This window comes from Limosilactobacillus ingluviei str. Autruche 4, from assembly GCF_000312405.1.
In the GTDB taxonomy this organism is placed as follows: domain Bacteria; phylum Bacillota; class Bacilli; order Lactobacillales; family Lactobacillaceae; genus Limosilactobacillus; species Limosilactobacillus ingluviei.
The window spans coordinates 1-14,070 of the sequence record NZ_HE997173.1; the positions used below are offsets into that span (position 1 = coordinate 1).

Annotated in this window: 14 protein-coding genes and 19 tRNA genes; 29 read left to right on the forward strand and 4 right to left on the reverse strand. The window is 52.6% G+C overall.

Annotated features, from left to right (window positions below; genetic code table 11):
• Positions 1 to 4: 4 nt before the first annotated feature.
• From BN54_RS00005 to BN54_RS00095, 19 genes are all read left to right on the forward strand, one after another.
• Positions 5 to 77 (forward strand) — tRNA-Val (locus BN54_RS00005).
• An 18-nt stretch (positions 78 to 95) separates the two neighbouring features.
• Positions 96 to 168 (forward strand) — tRNA-Lys (locus BN54_RS00010).
• A 30-nt stretch (positions 169 to 198) separates the two neighbouring features.
• Positions 199 to 271: transfer RNA gene (locus BN54_RS00015), tRNA-Thr, on the forward strand.
• A gap of 19 nt (positions 272 to 290) precedes the next feature.
• Positions 291 to 362 (forward strand) — tRNA-Gly (locus BN54_RS00020).
• A gap of 21 nt (positions 363 to 383) precedes the next feature.
• A tRNA-Leu gene (locus BN54_RS00025) sits at positions 384 to 472 on the forward strand.
• Between the two features lie 3 nt (positions 473 to 475).
• Positions 476 to 549 (forward strand) — tRNA-Arg (locus tag BN54_RS00030).
• A gap of 8 nt (positions 550 to 557) precedes the next feature.
• Positions 558 to 631: transfer RNA gene (locus BN54_RS00035), tRNA-Pro, on the forward strand.
• Positions 632 to 662: 31 nt separating this feature from the next.
• Positions 663 to 736 (forward strand) — tRNA-Met (locus BN54_RS00040).
• A 16-nt stretch (positions 737 to 752) separates the two neighbouring features.
• A tRNA-Ile gene (locus BN54_RS00045) sits at positions 753 to 826 on the forward strand.
• 27 nt (positions 827 to 853) lie between these two features.
• Positions 854 to 941, forward strand: a tRNA-Ser gene (locus BN54_RS00050).
• Between the two features lie 12 nt (positions 942 to 953).
• Positions 954 to 1,027 (forward strand) — tRNA-Met (locus BN54_RS00055).
• 5 nt (positions 1,028 to 1,032) lie between these two features.
• A tRNA-Asp gene (locus tag BN54_RS00060) sits at positions 1,033 to 1,108 on the forward strand.
• 3 nt (positions 1,109 to 1,111) lie between these two features.
• Positions 1,112 to 1,184 (forward strand) — tRNA-Phe (locus BN54_RS00065).
• A gap of 11 nt (positions 1,185 to 1,195) precedes the next feature.
• Positions 1,196 to 1,266 (forward strand) — tRNA-Gly (locus BN54_RS00070).
• Between the two features lie 16 nt (positions 1,267 to 1,282).
• A tRNA-Ile gene (locus BN54_RS00075) sits at positions 1,283 to 1,356 on the forward strand.
• Between the two features lie 2 nt (positions 1,357 to 1,358).
• Positions 1,359 to 1,447: transfer RNA gene (locus tag BN54_RS00080), tRNA-Ser, on the forward strand.
• A gap of 65 nt (positions 1,448 to 1,512) precedes the next feature.
• Positions 1,513 to 1,585 (forward strand) — tRNA-Glu (locus tag BN54_RS00085).
• 12 nt (positions 1,586 to 1,597) lie between these two features.
• A tRNA-Met gene (locus BN54_RS00090) sits at positions 1,598 to 1,671 on the forward strand.
• Positions 1,672 to 1,675: 4 nt separating this feature from the next.
• Positions 1,676 to 1,751, forward strand: a tRNA-Asp gene (locus BN54_RS00095).
• A gap of 124 nt (positions 1,752 to 1,875) precedes the next feature.
• Here the strand turns inward: BN54_RS00095 and BN54_RS00100 are convergent.
• Positions 1,876 to 2,373 (reverse strand): antibiotic biosynthesis monooxygenase family protein, encoded by a 498-nt coding sequence (locus BN54_RS00100; protein WP_019205079.1) that lies wholly within the window; start codon positions 2,371 to 2,373, stop codon positions 1,876 to 1,878.
• 340 nt (positions 2,374 to 2,713) lie between these two features.
• Here BN54_RS00100 and spxA point away from each other — a divergent pair, with 340 nt between their 5' ends.
• The 3 genes from spxA (at position 2,714) to BN54_RS00115 (ending at position 5,073) form a co-directional block, all read left to right on the forward strand.
• Positions 2,714 to 3,115, forward strand: coding sequence for a transcriptional regulator SpxA (spxA, locus tag BN54_RS00105; RefSeq protein WP_040469652.1), 402 nt, complete (start codon positions 2,714 to 2,716; stop codon positions 3,113 to 3,115).
• 107 nt (positions 3,116 to 3,222) lie between these two features.
• Positions 3,223 to 3,873, forward strand: a complete 651-nt coding sequence (locus BN54_RS00110; RefSeq protein ID WP_019205081.1) for an adaptor protein MecA — start codon at positions 3,223 to 3,225, stop codon at positions 3,871 to 3,873.
• Positions 3,874 to 4,035: 162 nt separating this feature from the next.
• A complete protein-coding gene (locus BN54_RS00115) occupies positions 4,036 to 5,073 on the forward strand; it encodes a competence protein CoiA (RefSeq protein WP_019205082.1) in 1,038 nt (345 codons plus the stop codon).
• 14 nt (positions 5,074 to 5,087) lie between these two features.
• Here the strand turns inward: BN54_RS00115 and BN54_RS00120 are convergent, their stop codons facing one another.
• Positions 5,088 to 5,714 (reverse strand): DsbA family protein, encoded by a 627-nt coding sequence (locus BN54_RS00120; protein WP_019205083.1) that lies wholly within the window; start codon positions 5,712 to 5,714, stop codon positions 5,088 to 5,090.
• 203 nt (positions 5,715 to 5,917) lie between these two features.
• On the opposite strand from BN54_RS00120, the gene yjbM reads away from it, so the two are divergent.
• From yjbM to BN54_RS00135, 3 genes are read left to right on the forward strand one after another with little or no spacing between them, the layout of a single operon-like run.
• Positions 5,918 to 6,592 carry a GTP diphosphokinase gene (gene yjbM / locus BN54_RS00125; RefSeq protein WP_019205084.1) on the forward strand — a complete coding sequence of 225 codons (675 nt, stop codon included), beginning with the start codon at positions 5,918 to 5,920 and terminating at the stop codon, positions 6,590 to 6,592.
• Positions 6,573 to 7,379 carry an NAD kinase gene (locus BN54_RS00130; RefSeq protein WP_019205085.1) on the forward strand — a complete coding sequence of 269 codons (807 nt, stop codon included), beginning with the start codon at positions 6,573 to 6,575 and terminating at the stop codon, positions 7,377 to 7,379. Before yjbM ends, BN54_RS00130 begins: the two co-directional genes overlap by 20 nt.
• Complete coding sequence (locus BN54_RS00135) at positions 7,376 to 8,284, forward strand: RluA family pseudouridine synthase (protein WP_019205086.1); 909 nt, start codon at positions 7,376 to 7,378, stop codon at positions 8,282 to 8,284. Before BN54_RS00130 ends, BN54_RS00135 begins: the two co-directional genes overlap by 4 nt.
• 98 nt (positions 8,285 to 8,382) lie before the next feature.
• Here the strand turns inward: BN54_RS00135 and BN54_RS00140 are convergent, their stop codons facing one another.
• A complete protein-coding gene (locus BN54_RS00140) occupies positions 8,383 to 9,405 on the reverse strand; it encodes a lactonase family protein (protein ID WP_019205087.1) in 1,023 nt (340 codons plus the stop codon).
• Between the two features lie 108 nt (positions 9,406 to 9,513).
• Between BN54_RS00140 and BN54_RS00145 the strand changes: the two genes are divergently transcribed.
• The 3 genes from BN54_RS00145 to BN54_RS00155 all read left to right on the forward strand — a co-directional run bounded on the left by BN54_RS00145 (position 9,514) and on the right by BN54_RS00155 (position 13,334).
• On the forward strand, positions 9,514 to 10,383 hold the full coding sequence (locus BN54_RS00145; RefSeq protein ID WP_019205088.1) for a methyltransferase domain-containing protein: 870 nt from the start codon (positions 9,514 to 9,516) through the stop codon (positions 10,381 to 10,383).
• Positions 10,384 to 10,558: 175 nt separating this feature from the next.
• Positions 10,559 to 11,068, forward strand: a complete 510-nt coding sequence (locus tag BN54_RS00150; RefSeq protein ID WP_019205089.1) for a tRNA (cytidine(34)-2'-O)-methyltransferase — start codon at positions 10,559 to 10,561, stop codon at positions 11,066 to 11,068.
• 25 nt (positions 11,069 to 11,093) lie between these two features.
• Entirely contained in the window at positions 11,094 to 13,334 is a 2,241-nt protein-coding gene (locus BN54_RS00155) for an FtsK/SpoIIIE family DNA translocase (protein ID WP_019205090.1), read from the forward strand.
• A 52-nt stretch (positions 13,335 to 13,386) separates the two neighbouring features.
• Here the strand turns inward: BN54_RS00155 and BN54_RS09935 are convergent, their stop codons facing one another.
• On the reverse strand, positions 13,387 to 13,506 hold the full coding sequence (locus BN54_RS09935) for a DUF4044 domain-containing protein (protein ID WP_019205091.1): 120 nt from the start codon (positions 13,504 to 13,506) through the stop codon (positions 13,387 to 13,389).
• A gap of 119 nt (positions 13,507 to 13,625) precedes the next feature.
• On the opposite strand from BN54_RS09935, the gene BN54_RS00160 reads away from it, so the two are divergent.
• Positions 13,626 to 13,967 (forward strand): DUF3397 family protein, encoded by a 342-nt coding sequence (locus tag BN54_RS00160; RefSeq protein WP_019205092.1) that lies wholly within the window; start codon positions 13,626 to 13,628, stop codon positions 13,965 to 13,967.
• Positions 13,968 to 14,070 lie beyond the last annotated feature (103 nt).

Genomic DNA, 14,070 nt, shown 5'->3' on the forward strand with positions numbered 1-14,070 from the left:
TTATGGAGGATTAGCTCAGTTGGGAGAGCGTCTGCCTTACAAGCAGAGGGTCACAGGTTCGAGCCCTGTATCCTCCATTGAGCCGGTAAGCTCATGAGCCGTTAGCTCAGTCGGTAGAGCATCTGACTTTTAATCAGAGGGTCGACGGTTCGAACCCGTCACGGCTCATTGCCAAAGGAAGGATTCCTAAGTTAATATGCCGACTTAGCTCAGTTGGCAGAGCACCTGTCTTGTAAACAGGGGGTCGGAGGTTCGAATCCTCTAGTCGGCATTTATCATTTTAATATGATGCGGAAGTAGTTCAGTGGTAGAACATCACCTTGCCATGGTGGGGGTCGCGGGTTCGAATCCCGTCTTCCGCTTTGCCAATTCCATTTGATAATGCCGGGGTGGCGGAATTGGCAGACGCACAGGACTTAAAATCCTGCGGTCAGTGATGACCGTACCGGTTCGATCCCGGTCCTCGGCACCATACGCACCCATAGCGCAACTGGATAGAGTGTCTGACTACGAATCAGAAGGTTGCAGGTTCGACTCCTGCTGGGTGCATTGATTTTCGGGAAATAGCTCAGCTTGGTAGAGCACCTGGTTTGGGACCAGGGGGTCGCAGGTTCGAATCCTGTTTTCCCGATTTGGTAATTTAATATCTAAGTTACTTATTTCGCGGTGTAGCTCAGCTGGCTAGAGCGTCCGGTTCATACCCGGGAGGTCGAGGGTTCGATCCCCCCCGCCGCGATTTGGGTGGTTATTTTGGACCTTTAGCTCAGTTGGTTAGAGCAAGCGGCTCATAACCGCCCGGTCGTAGGTTCGAGTCCTACAAGGTCCATCCTACGCAACAGCCGTTAAATATTATGGAGGATTACCCAAGTGGCTGAAGGGGGCGGTCTTGAAAACCGCTAGGCCGGGCAACCGACGCAAGAGTTCGAATCTCTTATCCTCCTTTTTTTAATTATCGCGGGGTAGAGCAGCCTGGTAGCTCGTCGGGCTCATAACCCGGAGGTCGTTGGTTCAAATCCAGCCCCCGCAATTTTTGGTCCATTGGTCTAGTTTTGGTTAGGACGCATCCCTGTCACGGATGAGATCACGAGTTCGAGTCTCGTATGGACCGTATGGCTCGGTAGCTCAGTTGGTAGAGCAACGGATTGAAGCTCCGTGTGTCGGCGGTTCGATTCCGTCCCGCGCCATTACCGCTTTTGCGGGTATAGTTTAGTGGTAAAACCACAGCCTTCCAAGCTGTTGTCGCGAGTTCGATTCTCGTTACCCGCTTAATTGAATATTATATGGGTCTATAGCTCAGCTGGTTAGAGCGCACGCCTGATAAGCGTGAGGTCGGTGGTTCGAGTCCACTTAGACCCATTGGGGAAGTACTCAAGTGGCTGAAGAGGCGCCCCTGCTAAGGGTGTAGGTCGCGACAAGCGGCGCGAGGGTTCAAATCCCTCCTTCTCCGTTCCTCGTTTGAGGTTTTTAACTTGCATCACTGTTACTTTCTTGGTATGGTGATTATGTAAGGATGACCCGTTGGTCAAGTTGGTTAAGACACCAGCCTTTCACGCTGGTAACATGGGTTCGAATCCCGTACGGGTCATTTTCATATTATCGCGGGGTAGAGCAGCCTGGTAGCTCGTCGGGCTCATAACCCGGAGGTCGTTGGTTCAAATCCAGCCCCCGCAATTTTGGTCCATTGGTCTAGTTTTGGTTAGGACGCATCCCTGTCACGGATGAGATCACGAGTTCGAGTCTCGTATGGACCGCTTTCTTGGCAACGTGTTTTGGACATGTTGCTTTTTTGTTATTTGCAATCGCCGCTACTTGAACAAAGAATAAAAAAGCTCTCAGTGCTAACTTCTGAGAGCTTTTCTGTTGAGGGCTGCTACATTAATCCACTAAGCGGTAATGATTGCTAAAATACTGGCCGCGACGATCCGAGTGGGCATATTGACGCAGGGGGGCTGCCGCGGAGCTATTAAGCCACGCCTCAAGGGCCGCCGGTGTTTGCCACCACGTTAACAGTACCAAGGTGCCTGCATCATCTTTCCGGCGGGTTAAATAGCCGGTTAGGAAGGCCGGCGTGGTTTTGGCCGTGGTCGCCAATAGTTCACTGGCCCATTGGCGGAGCATTTTCCGGTCCTTGCGGCCGAAGCTAAAGGATTGATAGCTTAACAAGCCCCGGAATTCGTCGCTGCCCACGGCCGTAATAGGCTTTAACCGAATCGGGGCGGTAAATTGGCTGCGTTGCCCTGAAAAGTCAAACAGGGCGTACTTATCCGGTACCCGGCTGCTGGCATAAAGCTTGCAGGGCCGAGGGGCTAAGGTGGCGGCCCGCGCCATTAAATAGGCGCGCGACCCCAGGGTATAACTAAGTTCATTTAACATCAGGCTTCACTTCCTTTGCCTTTATTATACACGCCTGAAAAGCTAAGGGCGGCCCAGTTGAGTTATCATTAGCTATCTGACGGGGATTGATAATTAAATAAAATTCATCGGCAAGTTATTTGACTTTTTGCCAGTAGTTGTAAAATAACTTTTACATATTAGTGAAAGCGCTTGAGAACGTATTTTTAAAGAACTTACAAAAAGTAAACAAATTTCCGGGGAGAGGTTTTATTTATCGTCCTAATGGGCTATAATAATTATGAAAATATGGTGAGGGAAGCCACGAAGCAAGGTATTGGCGGATTGGCACTGAACGAATATGAATGAAGGGGGCCAAATCATGGTAACACTGTATACATCTCCTAGTTGCACTTCATGCCGGAAGGCGCGGGCGTGGTTAAAGGAACATGACATTCCATTTGTCGAACGAAATATTTTTTCAGAACCATTGAGCCTCGCGGAAATCAAAACGATCTTACGGATGAGTGAAAACGGGACCGAAGATATTATTTCGAAGCGTTCCAAAGCCTACCAATCACTAGGAATGGACTTGGATGAATTGCCAATGACGGAACTGTACGCTTTAATTGCGCAAACGCCAGGTTTGTTGCGGCGCCCGATTATTTTAGATGATAAGCGGCTGCAAATCGGCTACAATGAAGATGAAATTCGGCGTTTCTTGCCGCGGAAGGTGCGGGCAATGGAATTAGCTGAAGCCCAACGGCGGGCAAATATGGTTTAAAAAGTGGGGCTGAGCGCGAAGCGGCAGCGCCGCTTTTTTTGCAGTTTGGGCGTAAATTCGGTAAAATAGGAGGGATTAATAAAAACGGAAATTGGAGGGAAAAAAGGATGGAAACCAAACGAATTAATGAAGATACCATTCAAGTCCTGATTGATCAAGACGACTTGGTTCAACGCGGGATCTCCCTTCCCGAGCTAATGGGCAATCAAGAGCGGGTGGAAGATTTTTTCTATCAGATCTTGGATGAAGTGGATGTTGATCATGATTTTAGCCCGGATGAGCCGTTGACGTTTCAAGTGCGCCCATTACAAAATAACGGATTAGAATTACTTATCATTCGTGGCTCCCACCGGGGTGAAGAGTTGGCCCGCAACATTAAAGCCCAGCTGCAAGGCTATGATGATGAGCCGACGGACGAGTTAGCCGGGGATGAAGTCGATGAAGCCTTACTAGATCCGGACGTTGATAAGTTGGAGCGGGTCGTCGTGATGAAGGACTTTGAAGATTTCGTTGCCTTGGCGGCGGTCTTAGATACTTTGAACTTAACGTCGGATCTGTATCAATGGCAAGATCAATACTACTTGGTCTTGACTTTCTTAAATGATGGGAATTTAACGGCGGGCGAAGTGCACGACCGGATGGCTGTTGTCTATGAATTTGCGCAGGCCACCACGACGACGGCGGCAGTCTTAAAAGAGCATGGTCGCTTGGTCATGGAGCAAACGGCCATTGAACTGGCCCGCCACTACTTCGCTTAATGGCAACGGTACCGAGCCTAACTGTTATTAGCTGAATTAAACGAACCAAAGCAAGCCGGGAAAATGATTTTTCGGGCTTGCTTTTTGGCTCTTGTTATAAATTTAATTATTTTAGTTTAAAATCGCCCCAAAACGCGTATATATAAGTAAGGGGGGATTTAGATGCAAATGGCAGTTGATGCAACCGGTCACTTAACCTTAGCGCGCCATGCCCAAAAACAGCAGGTATATTATTGTCCAACCTGTGGTCAACCACTAATGTTGCGACGGGGGCAACAAAAGCCCGCCTATTTTGCTCATCAACGGGCGTGTACGCCGCGGGCTGGGGGCGAAACAGCAGAACACCAACAAGGCAAACAACAAATCATGGCCTGGGCCACCCGCCAAGGTTGGCAGCCCCAAGCAGAGGTTTATTTGCCCATGATTCAACAGCGCCCTGATGTCTTGGTGACCATTAATTCTCGGCAAGTGGCCCTGGAATTTCAATGCAGTGCCCTGAGCTTGGCCCGACTGCAGGAACGCAACCGTGGGTATGCCCGGTTGGGGATTCAGCCGGTTTGGTTCTTGGGCCAACCCTACCAGCGCAGCTTGCACCGGGCAAAACAAGCGCAGTTTACCCAACTGTATCACGGTCGCCCGTGCTTATATTATTGGCAGGTCACCCGCGGTCAATTGACCTGGCAAACCGGCCAAATCACGCCAGTGGCCACCGTAGCGCCCCGCCAGGTCAGCCGGGATGTAGCTTGGTTGCAAGGCAATTCGACCAGTTCCGCGGCCACCCGCCAGCTGCTCGGGGCCCTATATCAAGCGGGGCACATCGGGGTCAATTGTCCCCTGGTGGCGCATTACCAAGAGACCAATTGGCCCTTGATTGACGAATCATTATTGGCCTGGCACCTCCGCCAACTGTTGGCACTGGAGCAGGTTGTTTTGGGCACGACCTGGTCTTGGGCGGGGTGGTGGACCTTTCTGACAGCGCAAACGACTTGGTTGCCCTTACCGTGTTTGACGCCCCCGCAGGTGGCTCAGCTGCACCACCAGCTCTTGCAAGCCTGGACGGTCGAATTGGCCCAAGCCGGAATCGTAACGCAACGCGCGGCGGGGGTCCAGTATTGCCGCCGGCCAGCCTGGTTTGCCAGTTATGCGGCGAAAGTACGGGCCGTACGGGGTTGGGCGGGAAAAGAAAAAAGCCCCCGATAGGCAGGGGCTAAGGATTACAGGATTCGAAAGCGTGGTTGGACGTGGTTAAAGCGGTCAATGAAGTCTTGGGCGGTTTGCATGACTTGCAGTTGCCCATCGTGGAGCAATTGAATTAAGGTGTCGTAATCAAAATCGTTGATTAAGACCCCGTAATCCGGCCCGGTGGTATCAAAGATGACGGCCGTAGCGGTCCGGGTGACCCCTAGTTCATTTGCCATTTTTTGATCGGCCACAAAGGCTTCGCGGGCTAAATCCGACTGGCGATCCGCTAAAAACATTTCCAGGTCTAACCCGACTTGGCGGGCAATTTCTTCGACCAAGGCCGGTGAATAGCGCCGCGCATCTTTAATAATGGCCGTTTGCAGTTGGAGTAAGTAGTGGCGTCCCCGCTTTCCACCTTGAAAAAGGGCCGCTTTATAATCGAGGCTGACTTGGTAGAGTAATTCAGAAACGGCTTGGTGGTGAGAAGCGCTGAGGCCGTAGCGATGCAGCGTATTTTGGATGGTGTGCATGTTAATCAGGGGCACAAATTGGTACTGCAATTTGGTTTGTTGTAGGTCCTTATCAATCCGCAAGACATCTTGTTCACAACGGTAGCATTGCATGCCCAGGGGATTGACGAACAGGTGAATCTCGAGCACGGGCGGCTCCTCCAATCGTCATCATTTCGCGTTTAGTTAAGTTTCTCCAATTATTTTGGCAAAGCTCCCTGGATTTGTAAAGTAAATTGATTGCCACCAGCTCAGCGGCAATCAATTCGCCAATCTAGGGCAAAAAGGCTCGGCCGCTGGGCAGCATGTGCTAAAATGGAAATTAAGCATTAACGAAGAAAGCAGGAAGAGTGATGGTAGAGAATTGGCAGGATTTCTTATTCCCGTACCAGCAAGCGGTCAATGAACTCAAGGTCAAGCTGCGCGGGATGCGAAAACAGTTTGAAGAGCAGGCCCAGCATTCACCGATCGAATTTGTGACCGGGCGGGTGAAGCCAGTCGATAGTATCAAGGAAAAAATGGTTCGGCGCCACGTCCAGGCCGACCGTTTAGAACAAGACATGCAAGACATTGCCGGGCTCCGGATTATGTGTCAATTTGTCGAAGATATCTATGTGGTTGTCGATTTGCTGCGCCAACGCAGCGATATGACGATTTTAGAGGAACGCGATTACGTTACCAACGTCAAACCCAGTGGCTACCGGTCCTACCACATTGTGATTGAATACCCGGTCCAATTGACGACGGGAGAAAAACGGATTTTAGCTGAAATTCAGGTTCGGACCTTGGCAATGAACTTCTGGGCGACGATTGAGCACTCGTTGAACTACAAGTACGGGGGTACGTTCCCAGCTGACGTCCGCGATCGGTTGCAACGGGCTGCAACGGCCGCTTTCAAGCTTGATCAGGAAATGTCAGAAATCAGAGAAGAAATTCAAGAAGCCCAAACGATCTTCTCGTATAACCGCCAGCCCCAAGCGCAGCCGCCTAAAGAAAGTGAGGATACCGATGCGAGTCGCCATTTATAATTCAGATACCCAAGAATCCAAGCGCTTAAAGCGGATGATCATCCAGGGCTTGGCCAAGGAAGGGATCCCTTACGATGAAGAGCAGCCGGATCTGGTAATCTCCATCGGTGGGGACGGGACCTTGCTGTCCGCTTTTAATCACTATGAAGACCGGCTGGATGAAATTCGCTTTGTCGGGATGCACACGGGGCACTTGGGCTTTTACACCGATTGGCGGACCTTTGAAGTCTTTGATTTGATTGAAAGTTTAAAGACGGATAGTGGTCAGTCGGTGGCTTACCCCTTGTTAAACGTGGAAGCCAAGTTCTCCGATGGGACCCGGCAGAATTTTGTGGCCCTCAACGAATCGACCATCCGCGACATGGTCAAGACGATGGTTTGTGATGTCTACATCAACGCCGAACTCTTTGAACGCTTCCGGGGCGATGGTTTATGTATTTCAACCCCGACGGGTTCAACGGCCTATAATAAGTCGGTCGGCGGGGCGATTATGGATCCCAAGATTGTCGGCTTTCAATTAGGCGAAATGGCCTCGTTAAACAACCGGGTCTTTCGGACCTTGGGCTCGCCGATCATCTTTGGCAAGGATGCCGTCTTGACCTTGCGCTTGGCGGATGATTCAACGGCGGTCTTAAGTTGCGATCGGACACAGATTATGTTGGGCGAAGTGCGCCATCTGACGGAACTGACCTACTCGGTGGCGGAACAACAAATTCGCTTTGCTAAGTACCGCCATACGAATTTCTGGCGGCGGGTCAAGGCCTCCTTTATCGGGGGTGAAGCATGAGGTTTACGTGGACGTACCAAGGCAGTGTGCCGCGCAAACTGCGTCGGGTGTTAAAATCCTTTGGGGTAACGACATCTTTGATTAAGGTGGCCATCTTTCACGGTGGCCGTCTTTTATTGAACGGACAAACTGCGTGGGCAATTGCCAACGTGCAGCCGGGAGATGAAGTCGGGATTGAAGTTCCCAATGAAGCCGCGAATGATGCGGTGACTCCCTGTGAGTTGCCCTTTGAGATCGCCTATGAGGACCGCGACTTTTTGGTTATTAATAAGGCCGCCGGGGTTGCGACGGTCCCGGCGCATAATGTGGCGGTGCAAGACAGCTTGGTCAACCGGGTGAAGGCGTACTACCAGCGGCAGGGGTACGAAAACCAAGTGACCCACGTGGCGACCCGCTTGGACCGTGATACCAGTGGACTGGTGATTTTTCCCAAGCATCGCTTTGCTCACGCCGTCTTGGACCGGCAATTAAAGGCGCACCAGGTTTTTAAGCAGTATGAGGCTTTGGTTGGTGGGACAGTCGCTGAGCATGGCTATTTGGATGCGCCGATTCAGCGGGATCCCGCCTCGTTTGTCAAGCGAATGATTGGACCGGACGGGAAGGCGGCCGTGACCGAATACTGGCGCCTCGCGACCGTGGTGGGAGCTAGTCGGGTGAAAATCCAGTTGCATACCGGCCGAACCCACCAGATTCGGGCCCATTTTGCCTGGCGTGGCACGCCGCTGTTTGGCGATGAAATGTACGGTGGCGATTGCCAATTGCTGCATCGCCAGGCCTTACACTGCCAAAAGATTCGCTTTTACAGCCCGTTTTTGGCCAAGACAATCAGCCTTACGGCCCCCTTGCCGGCGGATTTGCAAGCGTTACAAGCTCAATTGGGCCTGACTGGTGATCAGCCAAAGTAGCGGTTAGGTCCCACCTGATCGATCTAGCGTGTGGAAAACAAAAAAAGACCGGGAAAAGCAGTGCTTTTTCCCGGCCCTTAAACGCAACGTCCTAAGTCTTACCAGCGCTTAATGCAGACTGGTTCTGGACAAGCGACGTCTTGTTGCAACAGGGTTAATTGGCCACTGGCCGCGTCACGGGCGTACAGGGTCAAATTGTTGGTATTTTGGTTCGCGGCGATGAGGTAACTTTCGTCTTGGCTCAGTTCAAAGTCCCGCGGGAAATCGCCGGCGGTGGTAATCGATTGGATGTGGTTGACGGTGCCATCTGCTTGGACGGCAAAGACGGCAATCGTGTTTTCGCCCCGGTTGGAGGTGTAAATGAATTGCCCGTCTTGCGAGATGTGAATGGCAGCGGCCCCGTTGTGGGCCGTCCAATCAGCCGGGATGGTCTTGATGGTCTGGACATGCGCAAACGCGCCAGTGGCCGCGTCGTATTGCAAGACTTCCAGTTGACTGGACAATTCCCCGAGCAGGTAAGCAAATTTCCCGTTCGGCGCAAAGACCAGGTGCCGGGAACCGAAGCCGGCTTCGGATTGGTAGCGAGATTTCGCGGTCAGCTTCCCTTCCGTACTTAGGTCGTAAACCACGACCAAATCCATCCCTAAGTCACAAACGACCAACCGGCCATCTGGGGTGAGGTCGGCGTAGTGCGGGTGCGGAGCGTCTTGTTCGGGAGCGGGTCCTGTGGCCCCTTCGTGTTGGACTTGATCAGCCAGGGTCAATTGACCGTCGGCAGCGACGCGGTAGACACTGATCAGACCAGTATGGTAGTTGGCGACAAACAGCAACTGCCGGGTGGCGTCAAAGCCTACGTAAGCGGGGGGCGAACCGGCGGCCAGCGCCTGGGCCAAGCGAGTGGCGTGGTCGTTGGTCAAGGCGTAGCTGGCAATCCCGCCTTGGCCGTCGGCTTGGTAAACGGCAAAGGCTCGGTCGTTAGCAACTTGCAAGTAGGACGGCTTGCCTGATTCGGCGACCAACCATGATGCTGATAATTGTTGGGTAGCAGGATCCAGGGTCACCCCGTAGATCCCTTGACTGGTGTGACTGGTGTAAGTCCCAATCATAAATTTTTCAGTCAAAACAAAAACCTCCTTAATCGAAATACTCCTTTATCATAGCACACGCACCAAGGGCTTGGGTGGGCGAAGGGGGATTTTGTAGGCAATGAGAAAGCAGAGGAAAGCAGAGTGAAGAAACGAGAATTAGCGGCCCAATGGGTCCAAAACCATTTGTCGATGTTAGCGTGCCCAATTTGTCAGAGTCCCTTTAGCCTGGTGGCGACCCAGGGGCTGCGGTGTAGTAAGGGGCACCAGTGGGATTTTAATCGGGCGGGGTCCGTTCATTTTTTGCAAACCGCCAGTGCCAGCAATGGTTACGATCAGGAAATGTTGGCCGCGCGCCGGCGGGTGTTAACGGCGGGCTTATTTGCCCCGATGGTGGCGCAACTCAACGCTTGTTTGCCAGCGACGCCGGTTAAACTGATTGACGTGGGAACCGGGGAAGGGACGCCCCTAGCTCAGCTGCAAGCCTTACGGGGCAACGCCGATGCCTTGGCCGGCTTTGATATTTCCAAGGCGGGCGTAAACTTGGCGACCCAATTGGCGCCCGGGCAAATGTTCTTTTGTGTCGCTGATTTGCGCAAGTTGCCGTTTGCGACGGCCAGCCTGGACGTGGTCATGGAATTGTTTTCCCCGGCCGATTATGATGAGTTTGACCGGGTCCTGGCGCCCGGGGGGACGTTGCTGAAAATCATTCCGACCGGAGCCTACCTGCAGGAATTGCGGGCCTTGCTGTACCCAGCCACGGATGCGCATCGCCACTATGACAATCACTTGGTCAAGGACCGCTTCTTAGCTCGCTATCCGGCCGGGCAAGTGATCCCAATCAATTACCAGTTTGAATTGGCGCCAGCCTTGCGGGCGGACCTAGTGGCGATGTCGCCCTTGCATTGGGGCCAAGGGGCGCGGGAGCTGACGGCCGCGGAACTGGCTTCGTTGAAAACGGTAACGGTTGCCGTAGAACTGCTGATTGCCAAGAAAAACGCAAAAAATTATTGAAATCTTAAAGCGGTGTGGTAAAATAATCTTCAGAAATCATTTGGTAAGTGACATCGAAGCTTTCGTTGGTATTTATCAAAGAGCACTTCACTAAAGCAGCGTTTCGCCGTGCCCACACCGAGACCCTGCTTTTTTTGTTGCCAAAAACACCATTGCGATAGAAACGAGGAAAATCATGACCAATCACATTGTACTCTTTGAACCCCTGTTTCCGGCTAATACGGGTAATATTGCTCGGACCTGTGCCGGCACGAATACGGTCCTGCACTTAATTAAGCCCCTGGGGTTTGCAACCGATGATAAGCATATGAAGCGGGCGGGGTTGGACTACTGGGATAAGGTTGAAGTGGTCTACCATGATGATCTGCCGGCTTTCATGGCGACGGTACCGGATCAAACCAAGCTGTACTTGGTATCGAAGTTTGCCACCCGGGATTATACAGAAGTCGACTATACAGCCAGTGGTGATCATTACTTCTTATTTGGCAAGGAAACCACGGGCCTGCCCGAACCATTTATGCGCCAGTACCCGGAATTGGCGATTCGGATTCCCCAAAACGATGACAACATTCGGGCGTTAAATCTGTCGAACAGTGCGGCGATCGTGATTTACGAAGCTTTGCGGCAGCAAAGCTTTCCGCACTTGGCCCGGGTGCACACGTACGAATTTGACAAGTTAAAGTAGTTGTTGACAAAGAAAGGATCAGCATATGCCACAACGCAAACGGCGGGCGGCCAAAAAGCCGCGCCGCGCTAAAGCTTCGGCCCAACCACAATTAGCGCGCCACTTAGGGGGGCTTTTGGTGGCCTTAGTGTTGGTGGTCGGGGCCTTTCAATTAGGGTTAATTGGTCAAGTCGTACTCGGGAGTTTTCAACTGCTGGGCGGCCAGAGTGCCTATTTTCTGTTGGTCGTGGGGTTAGGCCTAGCGAGCTGGGTGGCGCTTTTTGCCGCCTTGCCCCGCGTTGCTCCCCGCTATTGGTGGGGGCTGGGGTTGTTTTACCTGGGCTTGCTGTTGGTTTTACATGCGCAAATGTTTGCGACTTTACAGACCCACAGCCACTTTAGCTTAGTGACCTGGAATTCGTTGAATCGGGCCCTCTTTAACGGTGATTCAACGGCCCCACTGGGGGGTGGCATGTTGGGGGCATGGCTGTACTCCTTGAGTTACGTGCTGTTAAATCAAGCTGGGACGCTCGGGCTGGGTTGGTTATTGATGTTGAGCGGAGTGATTGTCTTCTTCCATTTGCCATGGCAGCGGGTCTTCCCGTGGTTGCGGCAGGTGGGCCGGGGAATTGGTCAATTGGTTAAAGAGGCCCGGGCAAGACAAGCAGCGCGACCAAAACGCCAACCAACGACTCCGCCGAGCGCCGCGGCCCCCGCTCCGCCAGAACCAGCGGTCACGCCACCGGAGCCAGCGCCGGCTACTCCGCCCGTTGCCCCGGCGCCGAAAATCAACGTGGCCGGACAACCAGAACCAGCGGCCCCGGTTGAACCAACCCCAGAACCAGAACTTCCGGCCTTGGGGCTGGGGGAGGTCCACGATGATGACTATCAGCTGCCCCCGCTCAGTTTGTTGAGTTCGGTGGCGGCGACTGATCAAAATCAAGATTTAGCCGCCATTCAGGAAAATACCAGCAAGTTAGCGGCGACCTTAGCGTCCTTTGGGGTCGACGCCACGGTCGAAAACGTCAACCTGGGGCCGTCGGTGACGGAATATGAATTAAAGCCCGCCACAGGGGTGAAGGTAGCCAAAATCACCCACCTGGCGGATGATTTAGCCCTGGCCTTAGCCGCCAAGGGGATTCGGATCGAAGCGCCAATTCCGGGAAAATCCTTGGTCGGGATCGAAGTCCCCAACCAAGCCCCGGCTACGGTGGGCTTTAAGGAACTAATCGAAGCGATGCCCAACAGTGAGCGGCCCTTGGAAGTCCCGTTGGGGCGGGCAGTGACGGGCGAAGTCGTGACCGCGGATCTGACCAAGATGCCCCACCTATTGATTGCTGGGGCCACCGGGAGTGGGAAATCGGTGGCGATCAATGTCATTTTGACCAGTTTATTGCTGCGGGCGAAACCCAGCCAGGTCAAAATGCTGATGGTCGACCCGAAGAAGGTTGAATTAAGCGTTTATAATCAAATCCCCCACCTGCTGAGCCCAGTCGTGGCCGAGCCGAAAAAGGCCGCGAAAGCCCTGGCCAAGGTGGTGGCAGAAATGGAACGCCGGTATGAACTGTTTGCCGCGCTAGGGACCCGGAACCTGCAGGGATACAATGAACTGGTCGCTCAGCATCCGGATGAAGAACAGGCGCCCTTGCCGCTGATTTTGGTAATCATTGACGAATTGGCCGATTTGATGATGACGGTCTCTAAAGAAGTGGAAGATTCCATTGTCCGGATTGCTCAAATGGGGCGGGCCGCGGGGATTCACATGGTAATTGCCACCCAACGGCCGTCCGTCGATGTCATCACGGGGTTGATCAAGGCCAACGTCCCGTCGCGGATTGCCTTTGCGGTCTCCAGCGGGATCGACTCGCGGACGATTTTGGACGCCAACGGGGCGGAAAAATTATTGGGCCGCGGGGACATGCTCTTCCAACCGATTGATAAAAACAAGCCGACCCGGCTACAAGGGGCCTTCATTTCCGATCACGATGTCGAAGCCGTGGTTGACTTTATTAAGGATGAGCAACCAGCGGAATACGATCAGCAAATGGTGATTACGGACGAAGAAATGCAACAAGAAGCAACCCAAGCTGAACAGGATCCCTTGTTTGATGAGGCCCTGGCTTTTGTAATTGATCAACAAAAGGCGTCTACTTCAATGGTCCAGCGGCGCTTTCGGATTGGTTATAACCGGGCCGCGCGCTTGATTGATGACTTGGAACAACAAGGTTATATTGGGCCAGCCAACGGGGCCAAACCCCGCGAAGTTTATTTGGACCGGCGCGATTAAAAAAGCCACCTGCTTTCGTGGAAAGCAGGTGACTTTTTTGGTTAGCGCTACATTAGATCAAGCCCAAGGCCCCAACGGCAGAAAAAAGCAGGGAACCCAACATGGCGATTAACATCAGCCAAACGGCGATCATTGTAATTTTTTGAAAGCGCGTCTTCTTTTTCTTTTGCATATTCTCGATCCTTTACTGCCAGAAAATAATTCCTTCCTAGTGTAATCAATTTGGCGCGAAATTTCAAACTGAACAATGGCGTGGTACAATGAAGCGGCGAGAAAGGGTGGAAATGGATCGTGGAAATTAAGCAGTTACTATTGGAATTTCTGATTGGGGCGGCCTTTTGGGGCTTGGAATGGTTGGTCCAGCGGCTGTTTGGCCGCCCCAAGCAACACTCCCGGGCTGGCTGGGCCTTGCTCTTAATGGCCTTGACGGAAGCCAACCTGGGCTTTTATTGGTTTGCCTACCCGATGATTGGGTGGATGTTGCTCGGGATTGGGCTGGTGATTTTGCAGTTGACGGCCCGCCGGGAGTTCTTATACCAACGCTACTGGCCAGCCTTTTGGCGCTTGTCGTTTTTGTATGCCAGCGTAGTTTGGGCGGGCTCGTGTTTTTTGATGCAGTTGCCAACGCCTTAGCGCTTGGCCAATCGTTTGATCAGGCAGCAAACAAGGGGAAAATAAGAGGAACTGGCCGGGCCGAAAAATGTTCTAAAATAATGAAGAAAGCAAAAATAATTTC